This window comes from Acinetobacter sp. TR11, assembly GCF_027105035.1.
GTDB lineage: Bacteria > Pseudomonadota > Gammaproteobacteria > Pseudomonadales > Moraxellaceae > Acinetobacter.
This window is the reverse complement of sequence record NZ_CP114256.1, coordinates 2,838,610-2,862,468: the sequence shown is the minus strand read 5'-3', so window position 1 is coordinate 2,862,468 and position 23,859 is coordinate 2,838,610. Positions and strand designations below refer to the sequence as shown.

Annotated in this window: 20 protein-coding genes and 1 pseudogene; 13 read left to right on the top strand and 8 right to left on the bottom strand. The window is 40.2% G+C overall.

The genetic code is table 11. The features are described 5' to 3' along the window. Positions 1-36: 36 nt before the first annotated feature. The 12 genes and pseudogenes from O1450_RS13885 to O1450_RS13830 all read left to right on the top strand — a co-directional run bounded on the left by O1450_RS13885 (position 37) and on the right by O1450_RS13830 (position 11,652). Complete coding sequence (locus O1450_RS13885) at positions 37-486, top strand: hypothetical protein (protein ID WP_004659081.1); 450 nt, start codon at positions 37-39, stop codon at positions 484-486. A gap of 33 nt (positions 487-519) precedes the next feature. Beyond that, entirely contained in the window at positions 520-3,159 is a 2,640-nt protein-coding gene (gene topA / locus O1450_RS13880; protein ID WP_269228899.1) for a type I DNA topoisomerase, read from the top strand. Between the two features lie 91 nt (positions 3,160-3,250). Then, positions 3,251-4,009 carry a hypothetical protein gene (locus O1450_RS13875; protein ID WP_269228898.1) on the top strand — a complete coding sequence of 253 codons (759 nt, stop codon included), beginning with the start codon at positions 3,251-3,253 and terminating at the stop codon, positions 4,007-4,009. 107 nt (positions 4,010-4,116) lie between these two features. Further along, a complete protein-coding gene (locus O1450_RS13870) occupies positions 4,117-5,145 on the top strand; it encodes an IS701 family transposase (RefSeq protein ID WP_269230406.1) in 1,029 nt (342 codons plus the stop codon). A 146-nt stretch (positions 5,146-5,291) separates the two neighbouring features. Then, on the top strand, positions 5,292-5,864 hold the full coding sequence (locus O1450_RS13865; protein ID WP_269228897.1) for an HdeD family acid-resistance protein: 573 nt from the start codon (positions 5,292-5,294) through the stop codon (positions 5,862-5,864). 118 nt (positions 5,865-5,982) lie between these two features. Continuing rightward, positions 5,983-7,962, top strand: coding sequence for an ATP-dependent helicase (locus O1450_RS13860; protein WP_269228896.1), 1,980 nt, complete (start codon positions 5,983-5,985; stop codon positions 7,960-7,962). A gap of 64 nt (positions 7,963-8,026) precedes the next feature. Continuing rightward, positions 8,027-8,272 carry an RNA recognition motif domain-containing protein gene (locus tag O1450_RS13855; RefSeq protein ID WP_269228895.1) on the top strand — a complete coding sequence of 82 codons (246 nt, stop codon included), beginning with the start codon at positions 8,027-8,029 and terminating at the stop codon, positions 8,270-8,272. Between the two features lie 33 nt (positions 8,273-8,305). Beyond that, a pseudogene (locus O1450_RS13850) lies at positions 8,306-8,638 on the top strand (ASCH domain-containing protein). A gap of 72 nt (positions 8,639-8,710) precedes the next feature. Beyond that, positions 8,711-9,214, top strand: coding sequence for a DUF6586 family protein (locus O1450_RS13845; RefSeq protein ID WP_269228894.1), 504 nt, complete (start codon positions 8,711-8,713; stop codon positions 9,212-9,214). A 112-nt stretch (positions 9,215-9,326) separates the two neighbouring features. Continuing rightward, a complete protein-coding gene (locus O1450_RS13840; RefSeq protein ID WP_005162636.1) occupies positions 9,327-9,605 on the top strand; it encodes a hypothetical protein in 279 nt (92 codons plus the stop codon). Positions 9,606-9,975: 370 nt separating this feature from the next. After that, the gene (locus O1450_RS13835) at positions 9,976-10,710 is read left to right on the top strand and encodes a Bax inhibitor-1/YccA family protein (RefSeq protein ID WP_269228893.1); all 735 of its coding nucleotides are present in this window, start codon (positions 9,976-9,978) and stop codon (positions 10,708-10,710) included. A gap of 138 nt (positions 10,711-10,848) precedes the next feature. Further along, positions 10,849-11,652 (top strand): enoyl-ACP reductase FabI, encoded by an 804-nt coding sequence (locus tag O1450_RS13830; RefSeq protein ID WP_269228892.1) that lies wholly within the window; start codon positions 10,849-10,851, stop codon positions 11,650-11,652. Positions 11,653-11,798: 146 nt separating this feature from the next. On the opposite strand, the gene O1450_RS13825 is transcribed toward O1450_RS13830, so the two are convergent. From O1450_RS13825 to O1450_RS13805, 5 genes are all read right to left on the bottom strand, one after another. Then, positions 11,799-12,326 carry a CbrC family protein gene (locus O1450_RS13825; protein WP_269228891.1) on the bottom strand — a complete coding sequence of 176 codons (528 nt, stop codon included), beginning with the start codon at positions 12,324-12,326 and terminating at the stop codon, positions 11,799-11,801. A gap of 49 nt (positions 12,327-12,375) precedes the next feature. Further along, on the bottom strand, positions 12,376-13,773 hold the full coding sequence (locus O1450_RS13820; RefSeq protein ID WP_269228890.1) for an efflux transporter outer membrane subunit: 1,398 nt from the start codon (positions 13,771-13,773) through the stop codon (positions 12,376-12,378). Positions 13,774-14,031: 258 nt separating this feature from the next. After that, positions 14,032-16,023 carry a MacB family efflux pump subunit gene (locus O1450_RS13815; protein WP_269228889.1) on the bottom strand — a complete coding sequence of 664 codons (1,992 nt, stop codon included), beginning with the start codon at positions 16,021-16,023 and terminating at the stop codon, positions 14,032-14,034. A 1-nt stretch (position 16,024) separates the two neighbouring features. Continuing rightward, the gene (locus O1450_RS13810) at positions 16,025-17,359 is read right to left on the bottom strand and encodes an efflux RND transporter periplasmic adaptor subunit (protein WP_269228888.1); all 1,335 of its coding nucleotides are present in this window, start codon (positions 17,357-17,359) and stop codon (positions 16,025-16,027) included. A 107-nt stretch (positions 17,360-17,466) separates the two neighbouring features. After that, complete coding sequence (locus tag O1450_RS13805) at positions 17,467-18,294, bottom strand: SIR2 family NAD-dependent protein deacylase (protein ID WP_269228887.1); 828 nt, start codon at positions 18,292-18,294, stop codon at positions 17,467-17,469. Positions 18,295-18,779: 485 nt separating this feature from the next. On the opposite strand from O1450_RS13805, the gene O1450_RS13800 reads away from it, so the two are divergent. After that, entirely contained in the window at positions 18,780-19,229 is a 450-nt protein-coding gene (locus O1450_RS13800) for a bacteriohemerythrin (protein WP_269228886.1), read from the top strand. 2 nt (positions 19,230-19,231) lie between these two features. Here the strand turns inward: O1450_RS13800 and holA are convergent, their stop codons facing one another. From holA to leuS, 3 genes are all read right to left on the bottom strand, one after another. After that, positions 19,232-20,221: a DNA polymerase III subunit delta gene (gene holA, locus O1450_RS13795; RefSeq protein WP_269228885.1), complete on the bottom strand. Its 990-nt coding sequence runs from the start codon at positions 20,219-20,221 to the stop codon at positions 19,232-19,234. Positions 20,222-20,230: 9 nt separating this feature from the next. Then, positions 20,231-20,740: an LPS-assembly lipoprotein LptE gene (locus O1450_RS13790; protein ID WP_269228884.1), complete on the bottom strand. Its 510-nt coding sequence runs from the start codon at positions 20,738-20,740 to the stop codon at positions 20,231-20,233. A 211-nt stretch (positions 20,741-20,951) separates the two neighbouring features. After that, a complete protein-coding gene (leuS, locus tag O1450_RS13785; protein ID WP_269228883.1) occupies positions 20,952-23,591 on the bottom strand; it encodes a leucine--tRNA ligase in 2,640 nt (879 codons plus the stop codon). Positions 23,592-23,859: the final 268 nt, after the last annotated feature.

Genomic DNA, 23,859 nt, shown 5'->3' with positions numbered 1-23,859 from the left:
ATGTAACGCTAATAAAAGAAAGTTTTGGGCTAGTTTATGAGTAATGTTGGAATTTGGATTACAGTTGCGATTGTATTATTTGTATTAGGCTCAATTTTTGGTCTACGCGTGAGTCCTCGAGAAAAAGCACTGGGGATGATGCGAGATCAGGCTCGGAAAATGGGATTACATCCACGTTTAATCGTCGCACCTGACTGGACGAAAATTCCAATGGCTTCTGAAAAGCGTGCCAGTATGGTGGCTTATTATAGTGTACTGATTCCAGAAGGTCGTTTAGCTTTAATGCGTGCAAGAGTCGTGGATGGCAAACTTCAAGTTGTTCAAGGGGATCAGAAATTTAATGATTCACCCATTGCATTAACAGGAGTTTATGCTATTGATATGCAGGCGAACTGTGTCGGGCTATATTGGGATGAAGAAACTGATTTAAGAGCCACTCAGCTTGAAGCAATGAAAGCATATTTACATGAATTAGCTCAGCGCTAATTATTTGATTAATTATAGGAAAAACGATTTATTATGGCGAATACTCCACGCTCTGCTTCAAAAAGCACAGCAGCACCAGCCTCTGCTGCAACGAAACGTGCCTTAGTGATTGTGGAGTCGCCTGCAAAAGCGAAAACCATTAATAAATATCTAGGGTCACAATTTGTGGTGAAGTCGTCGGTGGGTCATGTACGTGATCTACCAACAGGCGGTGGGGCAAAGTCTACTGAAAAAAAGCCTGTAACACGCGCTAAACTTACAGAAGAACAGAAAGCTGAGAAAGCTCAAACTGCACTCATTAATCGTATGGGGGTTGATCCTGAACATGACTGGATTGCGCAATATGAAGTGCTTCCAGGTAAAGAACATGTCGTTGCTGAACTGAAAAAACTCGCTAAAGATGCAGATGCAATCTATCTCGCAACGGACTTGGATAGAGAAGGGGAAGCGATTGCTTGGCATTTAAGAGAAGTCATTGGTGGGGATGATAGTCGCTACCATCGTGTGGTCTTTAATGAAATTACCAAGAACGCCATTCAAGAAGCATTTAAACAGCCAACACGACTTGATTTAAACCGTGTGAATGCTCAACAGGCACGTCGTTTCCTCGACCGTGTAGTGGGCTTTATGGTGTCGCCATTACTATGGGAAAAAATTGCCCGTGGTTTATCGGCAGGACGCGTCCAGTCAGTTGCTGTGAAACTGGTGGTTGAACGTGAACGTGAAATCCGTGCATTTATTCCAGAAGAATACTGGCAAGTTTTTGCAGATACCATTTCCAACAAAGAAGACATTCGCTTAGAAGCAGTTAAGCAAGCAGGTAAAACACTTAAGCTTAAAAATAAAGCTGAAACTGATGCCTTACTCAGTGTATTGAAAGATGCTGAATATAAAGTGGCGTTGCGTGAAGATAAACCAACCAAAGTTAATCCGAGCGCACCGTATATCACTTCAACCTTACAACAAGCAGCGAGTACGCGTTTAGGTTTCTCTGTGAAGAAAACCATGATGCTGGCGCAGCGTTTGTATGAAGGTGGTTTTATTACCTATATGCGTACAGACTCTACCTTTTTGAGTGATGACGCTGTGAATATGGTGCGTAATCATATTCAACAAAATTTTGGTGAAAAATACGTCCCTGCCAAGCCAAATCGCTACGGCAATAAAGCGGGTGCACAAGAAGCCCACGAAGCCATTCGTCCTTCAGATGTTGGTTTGACTGGCGATAAACTTGCGGGCGTAGAGCGGGATGCACAGCGTTTATATGATTTGATTTGGCGTCAATTTGTTGCCTGTCAAATGACACCAGCAGAATATTTATCTTCGACGTTGACTGTTGAAGCGTCAAATGTTGAGTTAAAGGCGAAAGGCCGTACACTGGTATTTGATGGTTTTACCCGTGTTCGTGGTGCCAATAAATCGGATGATGATATTTTATTGCCTGCGGTGAAAGTGGGTGAAGTACTTAAGTTAGAAAAACTTGATCCGAGTCAGCATTTTACCAAGCCACCTGCACGCTTTACTGAAGCGTCTTTGGTGAAAGAATTAGAGAAAAAAGGCATTGGTCGTCCATCGACTTATGCTGCGATTATTTCGACCATTCAAGAACGTGGTTATGTAAAACTGGAAAACCGTCGTCTCTTTGCCGAGAAGATGGGTGAGATCGTTACAGACCGTTTGGATGAAAGTTTTAATAACCTGATGAATTATGCTTTTACTGCTGATTTAGAAGGTCAATTAGACCGTGTTGCAATGGGTGAGCGTAACTGGAAAGAGCTACTGGATACCTTCTACGGTGACTTCAAGAAACGTTTGACCAATGCGCAGGGTGAAAGCGGCATGCGCCGTAATCAGCCTGTCGAAGTTGCTGATGTATCTTGTCCTGAATGTTCGCGTCCAATGCAAGTTCGTACTGGAACAACGGGTGTATTCTTGGGGTGTTCAGGTTATAACCTGCCACCGAAAGAGCGTTGTAAAGGCACACTTAACTTAACACCAGTCGAGTCTTTGGCGGCATTGTCGGATGATGATGGTGCTGAAACTGCTGATTTGATGTCGAAACACCGTTGTCCTAAATGTGGTACAGCAATGGACAGTTATGTAGTCGATGGTGGTCGTAAATTGCATGTTTGTGGTAATAACCCAGATTGTGATGGTTATGAAGTCGAAGAAGGCGAATTCAAGATTAAGGGCTATGACGGTCCAACCATTCCATGTGATAAATGTGATGGTGATATGCAGTTAAAGACAGGTCGTTTTGGTCCGTACTTCGCTTGTTCAAGCTGTGACAATACCCGTAAAGTATTAAAGAGCGGTCAACCAGCACCGCCGCGTGTTGATCCAATCAAAATGGAACACTTACGTTCAGCTAAGCATGATGATTTCTTCGTGTTACGTGATGGTGCTGCTGGTTTATTCTTGGCTGCAAGTAAATTCCCGAAAATTCGTGAGACACGAGCACCAAAAGTGGCGGAACTACGTAGTGTTGCAGATCAACTCGATGCTAAATATCAATTTTTACTACAAGCACCTGATGTCGATCCTGAAGGTAATCCAACTGTAGTGAAGTTTAGCCGTAAGAATCAAGAGCAGTATGTTGGTTCTGAAACTGCTGAAGGTAAGCAAACCAAGTGGAGTCTAGTGTTCCAAAATGGAAAATGGGTAGAAGCTTAGTTATTTAAGTGTTAAGAAAATGCTGGCAATTGCTGGCATTTTTTATTGAGTAAAGAAAAATAATAATGACTTTGGGTTGGGGAAGAAGTTCATGTGGAAAAATATCCGAGTTGCATGCTTATCGCTGGTGTTGTTAATTGTTGCGATCAATACTTATCGTGATCAAAATCAGGATTGGAATCAGCCGATTAATGTATTGTTGCATCCGATTAATGCCGATGGTTTAGCTACAACACAGCAGTATATTCAAAAATTACAGCAAGATAACTTTTCCGAGGTCAAGCAATATTTAGAAAAAAACAGCCAGCAATATCGAGAGCAAAGCAGCTACTTTATGGTTCAAATCGGACGGGAATTGCAACAAGCACCACCGAAGATGTCTGAGCAGCCAAGTATTCTGAATAATATTCTATGGAGCCTAAAGTTTCGCTTTTATGCATGGAAGCAGCATCAATCGATTGATGGTTCACCGAGTTTAACTCTATATCTGAATTTCTATGATCCGAAGCAAAATCGGGAACTCAAGCACTCAACTGCGCTGGAACGTGGACGAATTGGTTCAGTCAATCTGTTTGCCTCAGCTAAACAGACACAGCAAAATAATGTAGTGTTGGTGCATGAGTTATTGCACGGTTTTGGCGCGACCGATAAATATAACTTAGCCAATGGTGAACCTATTTTCCCGATTGGCTATGCACAGGCAGATAAACAGCCGCTCTATCCACAGACTGAAGCTGAAATTATGGGAGGACGGATTCCGTTGTCCGAGCACAAAAGTAAAATGCCAAATGATTTAGAACAAACCGTGATCAGTGTGCTGACTGCACAAGAAATAGGCTGGATCAAATAAATTGTGGATAAGTTTAACTTTACTCACATGGGATCACATAACTTACTAAAATAGGACTTACGCATTGACAGTATAAAAAAATGATAAATAAGCTGTATAACATCAAAGTGATCAGACAAACTAAACATGCTTCAACAGCTCAATGTAATTTACCCATCTATATGGGATTTCTTATGACAGAACCACATTCTATAAGTTGTACGCAACTTGCAGATACCTATCAAATCTCTCACGACAGTGTGAATCGTTTCTTGGAGCGTGAAAATTACGGCCCACAAGATTTATATCACGAAGCTATGCAATACATTGATAATAATAAACTTATTGTCAGTGTGGATGATACCGTATTAGATAAACCTTATAGTCAACATATGGATTTAGTTGGTTTTTTCTGGTCTGGTAAACATCATCGTTCAGTGAAAGGTATCAATCTCATTACACTGTATGCGACAGATTTGCAGGGTAAAAATGTGCCGATCAATTTTAGGCTCTATGATAAATCTGAAAATAAGACTAAAAATGACTACTTTCTAGACATGTTGAATGATGTTCTTCAATGGGGCGCAGACATTTCTTATGTCACAGGCGATAGTTGGTATGCTTCAACTTCAAATCTAAAAACCATAAGAAATCATGGTATTCGATTTATGTTTGGTATCGACAGTAATCGAAAGGTATCCCTTGAAAAAGGGAATTGGCATCAGATTAGGCAACTACCTGCATTTGAAAATGGTCAAACAGTGTGGCTCAAAGACTTTGGATTTGTACAATTATTTAAGACTCAGCTCAAAGAACAGCAGAGGTTTTATATTGTTTATGATCCTAATGAGTATTTAACATTAGATCGGTTTCAAGATTTACATGCAAGTCATTGGAAGATTGAGCAATATCACCGAGTCATTAAACAGGTATGTCATATTGAAAAATTTCAGGTTAGGCGAATGAAGCTCATTCACAATCATATTTTTGCATCATTAATGGCTTATGTGCAGGTACAACAAATACAATGGAATGATATTTTTATGAATATTTATCAGTGGCAGAAGAGTTTATTTAGACCAATCATCAAGAGCTTCATTGATGGTTTTATTTTAGACAAGAATTATCTGCTGCCACAAAAGTTGGAAAATTTATAGTGCGTAAGTCCTATAAAAGAAAAATAATGAAATAAAACACATGTTTTTCTGACATTCCATCATTAATTATCAACATGCCTTATACAGAAAAACATTTCAAAGACGCTCAAAATATAAATAGAACATTGATGATAAAAGAGTAAATAATGATGAAAACCGTGGGTAATGATTTGATTCGTAATCAGCTCCACGCTGACCGTAAATGGTATCTGTTATTGGGTGTGTTATTGGTTGTTTTCGGTTTAATTCTTTTAGCAGCTTTACCATTCGCAACTTTATCTGCTGTACTTTTATTTGGTGTCTTAATGATGCTTGGTGGCATTTTACATTTTATTGCCGCATTTATGATATTTAAAGGGGGCACACGTTGGTTGTGGGCTTTGTTTGGTGTACTGTATTTAGCAGCAGGCTATTTTGCCTTTACCACACCTGTGATTACTGCGGTGGTCTTAACCAGCTTCTTAGCGATTGCGCTTATTATTGCAGGGGTGATCCGAACTGCAAATGCATTTATTCTTAGACCGATTTCTGGTTGGGGTTGGGTACTGTTTTCAGGCATCTTGACTTTATTAACTGGGGTTCTGATTTTATCATCACCTGATTCACCGTTTTGGGTGTTGGGGATATTCCTTGCAATTGATATTTTATTCCAAGGGATTAATTACCTGACTTTTGCGGGTGCAATTAAGCAGTTACCACATAGCTCAACCACAATTTAAACGATCAAGTTAAAACTAAGAGCATGTAATACACATGCTCTTTTTGTTTTTGTAGTCGGAAACATTTCAATGGCTTGAGTCTGCTAAAATAGTCTTTCGTTTTTAATTGACCGATTGTATGACGCTTGCCAAGCTAATTGATGAACTGAATCCACAACAAAAACAAGCAGCCACAACCACGGCACAAAATTGTCTGGTCTTGGCTGGAGCAGGTTGTGGTAAAACCAAAACCATCGTGGCAAGAGCAGCATATTTAATTGATCAAGGTTTGCCAGCACAACAAATTCAGATTCTAACTTTTACCCGACGTGCGGCTAGTGAAATTGTCACGCGGGTGGAACAACATATGGGCGCACAGGCCAAGGGCTTACGCGCTTCAACTTTCCATACGTTTTGCATGTATCTATTGCGTCGTAATCCACGTGCTTTTGGGCTGACCCAGTTCAGTATTATTGATCGAGATGATCAATTGCTGATGTTCCGCTTATTGCGTGGTAAAGATAAAGGTAATGTGTTGCCGAAAGCTGCGGAATTGTGCGATCTGTATTCTTATGCGCGGAATACCAAAACTAAACTGTCAGATGCATTGCTTGAGCAGTTACCCCAGGCGGTTGAGTATAAAGCTCAAATTGCTGAATTGATGAAAGCCTATGAGCAACGCAAGCAAGAACGTAATTTTCTAGATTATGATGACATCCTATCTATTATTGCCGTGCATTTGCAAAGTTCACCAGAGTTAGTGAAGTGGGTCACTGGTTTCTGCTCTGCCTTATTGGTTGATGAAATGCAGGATACCAATCCACTGCAATGGGCTTTGCTTCAGCCTTTAGTTGGCAAGGTGAAACTATTTTGCGTAGGGGATGATGCACAGTCGATCTATGGTTTTCGTGGCGCAGATTTTGAAAATATCCATCATTTTAAAGAACGTGTACCCGATGCAGATGTGCTGACTTTAGAAATGAATTATCGTTCGACTCAAGGTATTTTAGATTTATCCAATTGGCTGCTGGAGCAGAGCCAAATTGGATATGACAAACATCTACAGGCCTATCGAGGCAAAGGGTTAAAGCCACAACTGCATATCTTGAGTAATGAGTTTGAAGAAGCCAATTGGATTATTCAGGACTTGAATCGTCGTCATATGCAAGGTGCGGCTTGGGCAGAACATATGGTGTTGTTGCGCTCAGGTTTTAGTGGACGTTATTTGGAAGGTGCTTTGATTGCAGCCAATATCCCTTATCGTTTTGTTGGTGGGGTAAAACTGCTTGAATTGGCGCATGTCAAAGATGTATTGAGCTTGCTTCGGGTCAGTGTTAATCCACAGGATGATTTGGCTTGGATGCGTTTCCTGACGCTTTGGGATGGCGTGGGTGATGTGGGTGCTAGTAAATTGGCGCAAGAACTGATTCAACTGCCTGATATCGAAGCCCGTTGCCAACGTTTAGAGCGACATGGCAAAGTACCACAACAGGCGATTTTAATTTTGATGCAGCTCGATGTATTGCAGCAGCATGTTGAAGCTTGTATAGGCCTTGCACTGGATGCGCTAAATGAACAGCTGGAAAATAACTATAAAACTAAAGATTGGTCACGCCGTGTTAAAGACTTTGATTTGGTCAAGCAATTGGCACGTAAACACAGTGCTCTTGTGGAGTTCTTAGAGGAATACGTACTTGATCCAATTTCGATCTCAGAAATTGATAAAACGCCTGACCAAGATTTAGTGACGCTGATTACCATCCATTCAGCCAAAGGGGCGGAACAAAAAGTCTGTTATGTGCCACATGTTTCTCCAAATCAATATCCTCATGCACGTGCACAAGGCGATTTTGATGATGTTGAAGAAGAGCGTCGTGTGCTGTATGTGGCCTTAACACGTGCAGAAGATGAATTGATTTTGACCAAACAGAATTTAAATTTATGGTCACAAGATCAATATGATGAGCTAGGAAGAAAAATAGAAAGTTACTTCCTCAATGATTTACCTCAACATTTAGTCGATGTTCAGATTCATCGAGATATTCCACGTGGCTATGGCCAAAGCAATCGTTCTCGCACGGCTGCAATCAATTTAGGTTTTGGGATTGATTTCGATTAAACTAGGCAGATTCAATTTCTTTTGATTCATTGATTCTACAATGAATCATCTTTTAGGTTTTAGCATGAAAATTTTAGTTCGTAATTTAGACCGTAATGTGACTGATGCGGAAATTCTCGACTTATTCAAAGCATATGGAAAAGTTGAGTCTTGTGTCGTGGTCAAAGACGAAGCAACGGGTAAATCGAAAGGTTTTGGTTTTGTTGAAATGCCAAATCCACGTGAAGCGATTAAAGCAATTAAAGGTTTAAACACCTTGAAAGTAAAAAGCCAAGGCATTCGTGTCAAAGCTGCGGATGATAAACCTTAATGATCAATTTAAAAGCAATATACGGCTTTATCAATTGTTGCACCAAATGCTGAGCGAATAGCGAAGAAAATTAAAACGCTTGAAGTTCGCTCATGGCAGCCCGAAACTTTGCCACTGAAAAATCTGGTCATTGTTGAAAATTTGAATTTTTTAACAAAGGATGGTGATGAAGAAATGGGGAGGGCGGTTGCTTTGGTTGATATCGAAGTGGTACGTCCTTGGCAAGCACATGAAGTGGAAATTGCATGTGCCTCTTATTGGACTTAAGGCTATTTTGCTTGGCTCATCAGTAATATTCGCCCTTTCGCCCAACCACAACATACAATAGCAAAACGTAAACTTTATCGTATTGAATTGATATTGTGAGTGCTATTTGTTTCAGCATCAATTCGCTTTACAATCAGTCCTGATTTAAATGAACTGAAAAAGGGATTTATTATGTCTCGTGTTGCTCGCTACCATGCTGATCGTACCAATCAAAAATTGTATTTTGCCCGACTTGCATGTCAACAAGCTGAGCAAACAGACCATATTCAACAAGCGCAGGCATATCGTGAGGCAGCAGTATTTCATTTACACGGGGCAATTTTAGCGTTTTTACAAGAATTGGTACGCTATTATCGTTTAAATGATTTGCAACCGACCTTTAAGTCGATTGAAGAGCAGATGGCAGTTAAAGGACAAGTCTCACCAGAAGTTTCAGTATTACAGCAACTTGCTAAAGATGGTTTTATTGCAGAACTCAAACGTACTTATCGTTTATGTCAGTATGCACCAGAACCAACAGCACCAGAGCCTGAAAATGAGACCTCATCGAATTTGATTATTAAAGTGACTCAAAGCCCGCAAGCATGGTTACCCGATGCGAAAATATTACGAGAATGGCATAGAGATTTAAGCCATTTGATTGACGGTTTTCGTAATGAAATGGTTGAGTTTTAATTCGAGTAGAACATAGACTTGAAATATGAGTGAATAGCACTTATATAAATAAGACGTGAGATTGCAAAGAGCAGTAGCGCTTTGCCACCATGTAGAAACATGGAGTAATTGTATGTCAATGCAACAGTTAAAAGAGTTATTTGGTAGCCAAGAAGCCGTTCTCGAGTTAGTTCAACTTGAAGGCGGAGAGCTTGCCTTGCGTAATGCAGGTTCGGAAGCAGAGCCTTTGGTTAAAATTCAATTTAGTGAAGATGTTAAAAAGATTTTGGGTGATCAGACACCAACCGTTGCACAGCATATGATCCAAGCCGCTTTATTTGGTTTGTTGGAAAAACAGATGAATCAGTTACAAGCAGAAGTTATTGATGAGCAACCGCAGCACTTTAGCTAAAAGGGCTGTAATATTTCACTCTAATCTAAAAATGATTTAAAAAGGAGTCCTAAAATGCGACTCCTTTTTTTATTGCTTATGTGACTTAGATGAATACAGATTTTCAGATTTTATTACAATTAATTCACTTGGTATAAAGAGATCTAGATTGTAAATAAAAGCTTATGGTTCTCGCTACGAAATGAAAGTTATAGCCATAAAATGTGCTTTAATTTTGCAATCAAGTACTTTGTTTCATATATTTTTAATGGATTAGCTATCAATAAATTGCAAAAAAATTAAAGCTTTATTAAATGTAAAAAATATTGGGATTGAATAAAAAATATCATAAACTCAATTTTTATTTGCTTACTATAAAAAGAGAGCTTACATGCAAAGTAATAATCCAATTTTAACTCGGGTGGAAACCTATACTGATATAACTGAGCCAATGACCATTCAAGGTGCTATTCAGAAGTCAGTATTATTGACAGTGATTGCAGCTGCATTGGGAATGGCACTATTTTTCTATTGTGCAATCACTGCTAATCTTTCAATTGCCTATGCTGCAACAATTGTTGGAATTATTGGTAGCTTAATTTTAGCTTTGATTACCACTTTTAAATCAAACACTGCACCAGCTTTAGCAATTCCTTATGCTTTATTTGAAGGCGCATTTTTAGGTGGTGTGTCTTTTATTTTTCAGTTGAAATTTCCTGGTGTTCCTTTACAAGCTTTGCTTGCGACGTTTGTGACAACCTTGGTTTTATTTGCGTTGTATAAATTCCAAATTATTCGTGCGACTGAAAAATTTAAGGCAATTGTAATTTCAGCTTCTATTGCGATTGCTTTAGTTTTCGTTGTTCAAATTGTTTTGAGTTTGATCTTCGGTTCAAGTATTCCTTACATTTTTGAAAGCAATTGGTTAGGTATTGGTTTTGCTGCATTTGTTGCAGTAATTGCATCACTTAATCTGATTTTAGATTTTGATCTTATTGAAAATGCAGCAGCACAACGTGCTCCTAAAGCATTTGAATGGGTATGTGCGATTGCTTTACTTGCGACTTTAGTGTGGATGTACTATTCATTCATGCGCTTATTAAGCCTAATTCAAGGTGATGACTAAGTCAAAACTGAAATAAAATATAAATCGCCTTTTATCAGGCGATTTTTTTATGCAAGATTGTAAAAAGGTGGATTATGCAATTCCGCAACTGACGGAATATTGGCATGATGTGGTGAAAATTTTTCGAGTGAGAATAAGATGTCACAAGGACTTTTAGCTGGTAAGCGTTTTTTAATTGCTGGTATTGCAAGTAAATTATCAATTGCTTTCGGTATTGCGACAGCATTACACCGTGAAGGCGCAGAGTTAGCATTTACTTATCCAAATGAAAAGCTAAAAAAGCGTGTTGACGACTTTGCAGCACAGTTTGGTTCAACACTGGTTTTCCCTTGTGATGTAGCGATTGATGCAGAAATTGACAATACTTTTGTTGAGTTAGCAAAACACTGGGATGGTTTAGATGGTGTTGTGCATTCGATTGGTTTTGCACCTGCACATACGCTAGATGGTGACTTTACCGACGTGACGGATCGTGACGGTTTTAAAATTGCACATGACATTAGCGCGTATAGCTTTGTTGCGATGGCTCGTGCGGCTAAACCATTATTACAAGCACGTAAAGGTTGTTTATTAACCTTGACTTATCAAGGTTCTGAGCGTGTGATGCCAAACTATAACGTGATGGGCATGGCAAAAGCATCGTTAGAAGCGGGTGTGCGTTATTTAGCACTAAGCTTGGGTAAAGAGGGGATTCGTGTGAATGCGATCTCTGCTGGTCCAATCCGTACATTGGCTGCATCTGGTATTAAATCATTCCGTAAAATGTTAGATGCTAATGAAAAGATTGCTCCGCTACAACGTAATGTAACGATTGAAGAAGTGGGTAATGCAGCATTATTCCTTTGCTCACCATGGGCTTCTGGTATTACGGGTGAAATCTTATATGTTGATGGTGGTTTCAATACTGTAGGTATGAGCCAATCAATGATGGATGATGAATAATTAGATTAGTCTAAATTATTTGATAAAGCCGCTTTTATAGCGGCTTTGTTTTTAGAAGACGAAGCTATGTTATGCGATGTAATCAGTTTAAATTTTAGATAGAAAATATCATGTGTTATAAATCCCTCTTAAACAGTTTATTCGCCTTACGCAAAGTCCATACTGTAAGTTCTCATGCCACAGATTCTACACTTAAATTTGTAAACTGAAGGGTTTCCACCTTTTTCGTAGGAAGTAACTATCTCTTGCCATAGATCTTGGTTAATTTTTTGTTTTTCTAAGAAAGTCTTTAACGTAGCTCCTGTTATTTCTAATAAGTCGAGCTTTTCTGCATCACCATGAAATTCACAAGCATCGTTACAATGTGATAACCACACCTCTTGTTGCCATGAATTAAAACTTGGAGTTTTTTCACAGACTTCTTTTACAATAGCTGTATCAAGTCCAGCTTTTAGTAGTGGATGTGAATCAGTAAACTCACCATCGAATTTTTCAGCTGCCGAGCCATTAGCAATACACCAAGGACAAATAGTTTCTACTTGCTCCTTAGCGTAAATTGTAGAAGTAGCCCTAAAGCCCTGAGCAATACCACAACACTCACACGTTGCACTTGTTACTTCTATAGCACCTGTTTTGATCGGATCTGGGTGATATTTAAATGTAGGAAGTTCCATTATTCCCCTCAATTAAAGCTAACTATATAAAACTACGGCCACTAAGCTATTACTCAGTTAGTTCTTTCACAGGACTTCCGCCAAGTGCTTGCATTAACGTCACATAGGCATTGTATTGATTCTGCTTGGTTTCAACTAAGCTGAGTCGTGCATTGCGTGTGGTTTCTTGCGCATCCAATAAGTTCTTTAATGCAATTGCACCATTGCGATAACGAACTTCGGTCAATCTTTCGGTCTTATTCGCAAGTTCGACATTGCGTTGTTGCAATTCTACTTGCTGATTCAGTTGAGTGCGATTCGACAAGGCATTTTCTACATCGGCAAAAGCTTGGTACAGCGTTTGGCGATATTGAGTAATGGCTTTTTCATACTCAAGATCACTGATCGCAATATCTTTCTTCATATCATTATATTGAAGAAAAGGTAGACTCAGGCTTGCCCCTAAAGTTAAAGCAGGGTTCTTTAACAGTTGTGTCAATGAAGTACTCGAAGAACCTAGATTACCTGTGAGATTAATCGAAGGGTAGTAACTGGCTTTGGTCGCATCTTTATTGGCTAAGGTTTTGCGTAGGCGTAATTCAGAAGCTTGTAAGTCTGGACGACGCGATAAAATATCAGCAGGGAGTCCAACCGCGATATTCGGCAGAGCATTGCGAGGTAGTTGTGTAGGCTCTTGAATATTCAGTTGTTGAACAGGTTCATGTAGCAATACAGCAATCGCAGTACGCGCTTCAACACGAAGCTGCTCAATTTGGCTTAAACTGGCTTTTTGGCTTTGTACCGATTGTTCCGCTTGTGTTAAATCTAAACCTGAAACCGCACCCGCTTTATATTGTGATTGCACCAAAGAATAGATTTTTTGGGTCGAAGCCAAGTTTTGCTGAATGGTTTGATAACGTTCATTCAAATAGCCAAGTTGCCAATATAGCTTTGCTGTTGTCCCAACCAAGCTTTGGGCTGTGGCTTGCAAGTCTTGCTCACTGGCTAAGGCTTCCCAACGGCTTGCTTCGGTTTGATTGGCGAGCTTGCCAAATAAATCGAGTTCATAGCTAACGCCAACACTGGTCGATAAACCACGATCACTTCCATTGCCTGAACGGAGGTCATAGTTATGACCTGTGGAAACACTCGAACTGGTGCGAATGCCTTGTTTATTTTCAGCCAAACCTGCCTGTAATCGAGCTTGTTGAAGGGTAATTCCTGCAACAGTTAGGTCACTATTTTTAGCCAACACTTGTTCGACCAACTGATTCAGTTGAGTATCATTAAACAAAGTCCACCATTGATCGGTGAGATTCACATTCTTATTTTTTTGCACATCATACTGAAACTGTTGAGGTACTTGGACTGCTGGGGCGTTATAGGGTGTTTTCACCACGGCAGAACAGCCAGCCAAGGAGCCAGTGAGTACCAGTGCAAGTGCGATTTTATGTTGTTTGAATAACATTGATCGTCATTCCCTTAATAATTTGAAAGAGCATGATTATCGAGACAGTGTCTTATCGAGTTCTCATCCATTTTCAGTTTAAGCCTTCGGCTCGACCTACTTTTCTTTCGGGAAAAGTAGGCAAAACCATCGTCATCCGCAAAACCTGTTCTATTTTTTCATTTATCTAACTTTTCACAGAAACAATATCTTGTTGATACCACGCAGGTTGCGGATGACATTCCCGAGTATCTTATTTCTGAGATCAATTTTTGATGCTTATTCTCTCGCTAAAGCAGCAACTGGATCGAGTTGTGCTGCATTTCGTGCTGGCAAGAAGCCAAATACAATACCAATCATGCTTGAACAGACAAAAGCCGCTATGATTGAGGTGGTTGAATAACTCATCTCAATGATGCCTTTGGCAAAGTGTCCAATAATTTGCCCAATCCCTAAAGAAAGCAGCACACCCAGTACACCACCCAATAAGCAGACTAAAATTGCTTCAATCAGGAATTGCTGCAAAATGTCACTTTGTCGTGCGCCAACCGCCATACGTACCCCAATCTCTTGGGTTCGTTCAGTCACAGAGACCAACATAATGTTCATCACGCCAATTCCACCAACCACAAGAGAAATCACGGCGATTGCAGAAATTAACAGGGTCATTGTGGCTGTGGTTTGCTGGATGGTTTCACGAATACTGTCGGAGTTTTGGGTAAATACGTCCTGCGCGCCGTGACGCTGTTCCAGCAAGGTTAGAATTGCATTTTCAGCCGCGCTACTTGGGTATTCATCCTTAATGCGAACAATGATGCTACGAACATTGGATTGCCCCAACATGCGACTCATCACCGTTGAATAAGGTAAATAAACATTCAAACTGTCAGAACTACCCATGAAGCCTTGTTGAGCATCAATCACGCCGATGATTCGACTTGGTACGCTACCTAACAGCAGTACTTGACCAACAGGATTAGTACCATCTGCAAAGAAAGTCTTTTCAGTATTGGTATCAATCACCACATCTTGCGCACGTTGTGTGACGCTGTCTTTATCGAAAGCTTGTCCCGACTTAAAGGTCATGCCTTTGACATAGAAAAAATCAGCACTGACACCATTTACGGTTGCCGATGCTTCGGTATCTTTGTAGCGTAGCGTCACACTGGTATTGGCAGATGGACTGACCCCATCGACATAAGGTTGTTCAGCTAGCGCATCCGCATCGGCAGGCACTAGTGTTTTCACTTGGGAGGCGCGTGAATTATCACCAAAACCACGACCCTGATACACGGTAATGGTGTTAGTCCCCAAACTACTGATATTTTCTAGAATTTGCTTTTGTGAGCCATTACCGAGAGCTACCACCGAGACCACGGATGCGATCCCGATAATAATCCCGAGCATAGTTAAAAAAGTCCGCATGCGGTGGGCATTCATGGCAAGTAGTGCCATGCGGAATGCTTCACCGAGACGATCGAAAAAAGACCGCCAAGCCGAGGTTTTCTTTTGTGATGAGCGTTGCAGGGTTTGATGTTCTAAATCGGTATCTGCATTTTCAGGTACGTTGGCACGGTCTGAAATAATATTACCATCACTGATCTCGATAATACGGGTCGCATTTTTGGCAACATTGAGATCGTGCGTCACCAGAATAATGGTATGGCCTTTGGCATTCAGCTCACGCAGAATGCGCATCACTTCGACACCGCTATTCTTATCTAATGCACCTGTGGGTTCATCGGCAAGAATCACATCACCACCATTCATCAGCGCACGTGCAATCGACACACGTTGTTGCTGACCACCAGATAGCTGGCTTGGTCGATGATGTAAGCGTTCTTCAAGTCCTAGTTCTGAGAGTAGCTCAGCCGAACGCTGTTGGCGAAGTTGGCTGTCCACACCTGCATAAATCGCAGGAACTTCGACATTACCTGCGGCGCTTAAATCACCGAGCAAATGATAACGTTGGAAAATAAAGCCAAAATATTCACGGCGAAGTTGTGCTAGTTCATCTGCTTCGAGTAGACGTGTTTCTCGACCACTGACTTGATAGCTGCCTGCCGTTGGTTTATCGAGGCACCCCAAAATATTCATCAGGGTCGATTTACCTGAGCCTGATTGCCCGACGATTGCAACCAGTTCACCGGCATAAATTTTTAAATTAATGCCTTTGAGGATTTGTACTGTTCCTTCGCCCGCGGGAAATTCACGGGTAAGGTTGCTGACCTCAAGTAATGGTTGTGAAGAACGTATTTGATCTTGGGTCATATTACATTCTCATTGCACGTTGATTGCTACGTTTTGCTGATTCGTTTGAGCTATCAGTTGCATCTGCAATCACCACTTGATCGCCTTGTTTCAAACCTCTAAGCACTTGTGCAGTCACACGATTGTTAAGGCCGATTAACACAGGTTGTGGTTGAGCTGTCCCGTCTGCTTGTAAGGTTCGTACGATGCCTGTGGATGCTTTACCTTGAGCAATCAAGGCTTTTTCAGCTTCAGTCAAATCGAGACGTTTCGGTTGTTGCATTTTTTGAGTATCGGTATTTTTTACTTTATCTGTTGCAACCGAATTATTGCCATTTTCTTTTTTGTTTGAACGTCTAGTTTGGATGGCAGCAGCAGGGATCGTCAGCACATTTTTCGCTTCAGCTAAAACAATATAGACCTGTGCAGTCATATCAATACGTAACTTACCGTCTTCATTTGGAACATCAAACAAAGCATTATAATACACGGCTGTGCTTGATGAAGATGAACTGGTATTGGTTGTTTCGGTGTTAATTGAGTTTGGTGCAGGCTCAACTTGACGTAGCTGTGCGTAATGTTTTTTATCGCTATTGCCTAATGTGGTGAAGTAAACCGTTTGACCTTTTTCAACCTTCATCACATCGGCTTCAGAAATTTGGGCTTTGATGGTCATGTTGTCGAGCTTTGCCAATTTCACAATCGTTGGTGCTGTTTGATTGGCATTCACCGTTTGACCTTCTTCGGTCACAATGGCAACCACTGTCCCATCCATCGGAGCAACAATACGGGTATAACCCAAATTCTCTTGCGCAGTTGCGAGGGTTAAACGAGATTGTTCAATTTGCGCATTGATTGCTGCAATTTGAGCTTGTGCTGTTTTAAAGTTCGCTAGTGCTGTTTCAAGTTCTGCACGTGAAGTTGCATCTTGGCTAAACATGGCTTGTTGACGTTTATATTCAGCTTCAACTTTGGCTAGATTGGCCTGTTGTACCGCCAATTGAGCCTGTTGATTTTGAATACTGGCTTTGGCTGTTTTCAACTCATTTTCTTGGCGAATCGAGTCAATTTGTGCAATCAGTTGACCTTGTTTGACTTGATCGCCTAACTGTACATACATTTTTTTCACTTGACCTGAAACCTGTGCGCCGACGCTGACCATTTTGGTTGCTTCAAGCACACCTGTTGCCAATACCGAATTTTCAATATCACCTTTAGAGACTTCAGCACTAATATATTGTGGTGCTTGATCTTTAGGTTTAAAGAAAAACCATGCAACGGCTGCAATAATCGCGACACCGATAGCGATCATTATTATTTTACTGAATGGTATTTTTTTAGAACTTGTTTTTGGCATGGCAACAGATCGAGATTTAGAAACTCAAACCAGTATAAAAGCGAAATAAGGATAAAACGTGGATATTTTTAATCTAGAATGATAATTATTATCAAATTTTATTGGAATTATTTGATTAGAATCTGATAAATATTTTGAATACCAATGACTGCATTTTCTGCGATTGAGACTCCTTCCTTGGATGGAAGTATTGCTTCACGAGGATTGATTCGGATGAGTTGTGGTACGAAACGCTCACTAAAATAACGGACTGTTGGAATCGCTGTACCTGCACCTATTTCAATGACGATAGGGTGATTGTGGGCTTCTAAAAAAATTTCTAAGCGTCTTGCTTGTTGAGTATGTCTTTGGCTGACCCAAGCATAATCATTAAACATCAGAATATTTGGACGGGATAACGTTCCACAATGTGGACATAGTGGAAGTTTTCCTAGCCATTGACAATTTTGATGATCAATCTCAGGCGTTAATTCATTTGCTGACCATGTTTTGAGTTGGCAAGGTTCTGAGCATTGAAGATGGTGGATAGAGCCATGACACTCATAAATTTGGTTTGGATCAAAACCTGCTTTTTGAAACTGCCCATCAACATTCGAAGTAAATATAAAGTAGGGTAGTGCTAACCTTTCAGCCAGTTGTTTGAGTAAATTAAAACCTTGATGTGGCATGGTTTGACGATATAGTGCCAAACGATGTCCATAAAAACCCCATGCTAAATGTGGCTGAAATTTAAATGCTGCTGGATTGGCTATTTCGGTAAAGTCGATACGTTGTTTACCGAGTTCTGGATAAGCTCGCCACATGCCTTGATTGCCTCGAAAGTCGGGCAGACCTGAATCAACGCCCATACCTGCACCCGCACTGATAATTAGGCTATCGGCTTTTGAGAATAAACTTTTAATTCTTCCAATTTCGATGGGGCTGAGCTGCTGCATGATCCGTATTCTTATCCTATGTCATTATATTTTATTGAGATGATCTCAGCATAATTTACTCTAAAAATTGAGAAATATTGAGTGAATTTTGACTTGCTGCTGATGATTGATCTAACGGTGATTGATGACCTATTGAGTTCTATAGATGAGACGATCTTGATTCAGAAAAGATCACGTTTATGTATTTAAAGTAGGTTGAATTATATCATTCATTCAAAATGAGTTAGGTCTCTAATTCACCCCCTATATTTTTATTAGGATAGTTTTTTTAAAATAATAATTATAAATTTCAATTTCTTATATTTATTTTTAATATGAGGTAAATAAATTTAATAAAACCTTAATTTTTTTATGGATTTAAGATTGTAAAAATTGTAAGATCTAATGCCATATTTTTTTTATGGTTTTAATCTAAGTAATAAAGTCATAAAAAATATGCAAATAAGTACAAGTGATTTGATAGGAAAATTCACAGGGGAAATAAAATGGAATGGCAAGAAAGCTTTAATATTGGTATCGATGTAATTGATCATCAGCATCGCCAAATATTAGATTATATCAATAGATTAGAAGAAATTCGGGTGAGTGGTCATCGCTCCAAGATTCAAGACGTATTGGAAGATCTAATTGATTACACGCAATCACATTTTAGCTTTGAAGAAAACTTATTAATGCAGGTTAATTATCAATATTTACCTTCGCATAAAGGTATACATGATTTATTTGTCAAAAGACTGAATGATTATCGTCAACGCTTTGAAAAAGGGGAAGCAGTTGAAAATGATTTATATCGATTACTCTCAAAATGGTTGATTAATCATATACAGCATGATGATCAGGATTATGTCGATGCTGTGCGTGATAATATGATTCGATATTTACGCACCCAAGAACAAACCAAAGGAAAGAGCTGGTTCTCTCGTATATTTAGCTAAAATTATGATGGAAACAGGCGGTTGCCACATAACTCTCCGACCGCCTGTAGCATAAGATGCTCTGAGTTTTCTTTAGACATCCCTTTGATTGCAGCATCAATGCGCAACAACAGTTCAGGCCAAAGCAAGAACTGTCTTGGATTTAGACGACGTAAAGCTTGTTGATATTGGGATACTTTAGTTTTCCAAATACCAATTTGTATCGCATTATGGGGCTGCTCAAAGAGTTGCATTAGAAGACGCATTTCTTTATTCAATGTCCACAAAATTAGACTGTCAGGTTCACCAGCGGCAATCAAATATTGATAAATCTTAATGGATTGCGCGAAGTTACCAGCAAGTAGCGCATCGCTCAGATCATAAGTGGTATAACGTGATTGATCTTGCAAACAAGCATATAGCTGTTCAATCTGAATTTTTTGTATATCAGGAAAGGTATCTGCCACACGCATTAGGCTGTTTTTAGCTGCGAGTAAATTATGTTCATGATGCTGCATCAGCCATTGCCAAGAATCATTATTTAGCTGAATGCCTAATTTTTCTGCTTCTAAATTTAAGATTTTTTGTCGGTCTTGTGGATACGCTGCTGCAAGTTGCACAACCACACCGTTTGCTTCGACGACTTGGAAAAAAGCAGACTTCAAACTGCTGCTGTCTTGTTTAGGCAAAACGATCAGCAATAAGTTATGTTCATTATGTTGAATATAGTTTTTCAGCAGTTTTAAGCCGTTGGCGTCGGGCTTGATATTGCCATGTACTTCAATGGCGAGTTGTTGTGAAAATAGCGATAAACTATTCAGCGCATTAAAGACATTTTTCCAGTCATTAACACTGCTAATGTCATGACGCTGACGTTCAACTTCTTGTTGTTGCCAACTTTTACGAAAAGCATCAAGTAAGTTTTGCTCAAGCAAAGGTTCTTGCCCATGAATGATCCATGCACCACGGGCTTCATTGATACGTTTTAATGCTTGAACATAATCTAACTTCATAAAAAGTAATTATGGTTGAGCTTTGGGTAAACGATTGGCTGCAATCTGACGTGTCACTTGCTGAGCAATATCATCAATCACGATGCGATTCAAATAAGCTTCTTGTTGGTTATCGGTGTTTACTGTTGCCACATCATATTGGTAAGTACGTGATGCGGTGAGTGTGCGTGGTTCAGTAATTTTATTACCTTGGCGATCTTCGATTTGGAAAGTCACGGTTAAACGTAATAGCACTTCAGTCAATTTACCATTCAATAACTGGCGACGAGGCGTGTAATCTAAAATACGAAGTACATAGGCATCATTGGCATTACTGAGTTGTACGCCTGTAGCACTAAGATAGATACTTAAACGATTTTCGAGTTCATCGGTATTGTCAGGTAAAACCAAAGTGAGTTTGTTATAAACCAATGGTGTTGTCGTTGGATAGCTTCCCTTTAAATGAAAGCCACAGCCAACTAAGCCTGCACTTAGACCTAAAGTTAATACAACTGCTGCAACACGTTGAACTAAATGCATGCTTTGTCCTTATGATATTCCAACAAATATGGAAGATTTAATCTTGATAAATTGACCACATTTTAGAATCAAAGCCCGTTGAATAACAGCGGGCTTTGATGAGGTTTTGTTTATTGCTTTTAATCCCCCCTCTTTTTAAAGAAGGGTTAGGATGAAGCTAATAACCTCTCCCTAGCCCTCTCCTGAGAGGAGAGGGAGTCTAAGCAGAAAATTAAACCACTAAATTAACAAGTTTATTCGGAACGACAATTTCTTTCTTGGTTGGACCAGTTAAGAATTGTTGCACTTCTGGCAGTGCTTTTGCTAAAGCCAATAACTCATCTTTAGAGATATCGACTGCGACGTCTAACTTACCACGAAGTTTACCATTCACTTGTACAACAATCGTTTGCGTATTACGGGTTAACGCTGATTCATCCACTTGTGGGAACAGTGTCGTATTAATATCAATACTAAACTGTGCTAAAAGTGTTTGACTTAAATGTGGTGCAAATGGTGCAAGTAAGGTCAATAAAGTTGTAATTGCTTCACGTGCAACGGCTACATCATTGTCATCTTTTGCTTCAAACTTATTGGTCGCATTCAATAACTCCATTAATGCAGCAATAGAAGTATTGAACGCATGACGACGTTCGATGTCATCACCCACTTTTTGGATGGTTTCATGCGTTTTACGACGTAAGTCTTGTGCGTCTGTAGAAAGATTTGCAGTATCAATCACAGTCGCCTGATTGCCTTTTTCAAGGAAACCCGCTGCTAAACGCCAGACACGTTTCAAGAAACGGTTTGCGCCTTCAACACCTGCATCTGACCATTCTAATGATTGATCAGGTGGTGCAGCAAACATCATGAAGACACGAGCAGTATCTGCGCCGTATTGATCAATAATGGCTTGTGGATCAATACCATTGTTTTTCGACTTAGACATTTTTTCTTGTCCGCCGATCACAACTTCCTGACCATCACCTGAATATTTCGCAGATAGAATGCGACCTTTTTCGTCACGTTCTAATTCGATGTCAGCAGGGTTAAACCAAGTTTTTTTGCCACTCTCTGCTTCACGGTAGAAGGTGTCTGCCAAAACCATGCCTTGAGTGAGCAAGTTGGTAAATGGTTCATTACCTTGTACCACGCCTTCATCACGCATCAACTTATGGAAGAAACGCGCATAAAGTAAGTGCAGAATTGCGTGCTCTACACCACCGATATATTGATTCACAGGAAGCCAGCTTTGCGCCGCTTCAGGTTTTACCATGCCGCCAGTAAAGTCTGGAGATGCATAACGTGCATAGTACCAAGATGATTCTACGAACGTATCCAAAGTATCGGTTTCACGACGTGCATCGCCACCACAACTTGGGCATTTGGTTTCGTAGAACTCAGGCATCTTGTTCAATGGATTACCTGAACCATCTGGTACGACGTCAGTTGGTAATACTACGGGCAATTGATCTTCTGGAACGGTGACTTGACCACAGCTATTACAGTTGATCATTGGAATTGGGCAACCCCAGTAACGCTGACGAGAAACACCCCAGTCACGTAAACGGAATTGAACCTTAGCATTCGCTAAAGTTTGTGGTTCTAATTTTGCAAGGAAGGCATCAAAAGCGGCTTGGAATGCTAAACCATTAAACTCGCCAGAATTTACCAATTTGCCTTCTTTAGAACCATACCATTCTTGCCATTCAGTTGCTGAGTATTCAGCATCATCAGCACCTTTGGCATCAATCACTTGTTTGATTGCTAAATTGAATTTATTGGCAAATTCAAAATCACGCTCATCATGTGCAGGAACTGCCATTACAGCGCCTGAACCGTATGACATCAACACATAGTTCGCAATCCAAACAGGGAGATCTTCACCTGTAACTGGATGCTTCACGAATAAGCCTGTTGCCATGCCTTTCTTTTCAGCAGTGGCTAAATCAGCTTCTGCGACTGAACCCATACGGCATTCTTCAATAAATGCAGCAAGTTCAGGATCGCCTGCTTCTGATTTGAGGGCAGCCGCTTTAAGTGCCATAGGGTGTTCTGCTGCAACAGCAACATAGGTCACACCCATCAAGGTATCAGCACGCGTGGTATAAACAGTTAGACCATCTGCATAAATTTCAGTATTGGCAGAAGGGAAGGTGATTTCCATCCCTGTCGAACGACCAATCCAGTTACGTTGCATGGTTAAGACCTGTTGTGGCCAACCGTCTTTTAATGTGTCTAAATCGTCTAATAATTCTTGTGCATAGTCGGTAATGCGGAAGTAGTACATTGGAATATCGCGTTTTTCAACCAATGCACCAGAACGCCAGCCACGACCATTTTCAACTTGTTCATTCGCAAGTACAGTCTGGTCAACGGGGTCCCAGTTCACGGTTGAAAGCTTACGATAGATTAAGCCTTTCTTATAAAGTTGTACGAATAACCATTGTTCCCAGTGGTAGTATTCTGGTGTACAGGTCGCAAACTCACGATCCCAATCGACGGACAAGCCCAATTTCTTTAATTGGTCACGCATATATGCGATGTTTTCAAAAGTCCATTTTGCTGGTGCAACTTGGTGTGCAATCGCTGCATTTTCAGCAGGCAAACCAAATGCATCCCAACCCATGGGTTGTAATACCGTTTCACCTTTTAAACGATAAAAACGGCTGATCACGTCACCAATGGTGTAGTTACGCACATGCCCCATATGCAGTTTGCCACTTGGGTAGGGGAACATCGACAGGATATAGCGATGTTTGCCCTCTACAGTGTCTGCAACTTTAAAAACTTTGCGATTGTCCCAGTCTTGTTGAACTTGAGGCTCAATGGCACTTGCTTGATATTCGGAGTCAATGTGAGAAGTCGTCATAGGGATATGCGATACAACAAAAATTAAAGTTAAGATTGCCGCACAGCATAGCGCAAAATAGGGGCGGATGTCAGTTTTTAGCTGAGGATTTTATCTTCTAAATGATGCGAGTGGAAACCAGTTGGGGTATTTTTAAAAAGTGAGTATCTTTGAATTTGTTAAAGGCTCTCTTTTTTAGATGAAGATGCTTTCAATACAGCCCTCATAATAATCTGTAAATATTGAAACAGTATTGATATATTAATTTGTTTTTTAATAATATTTTTAT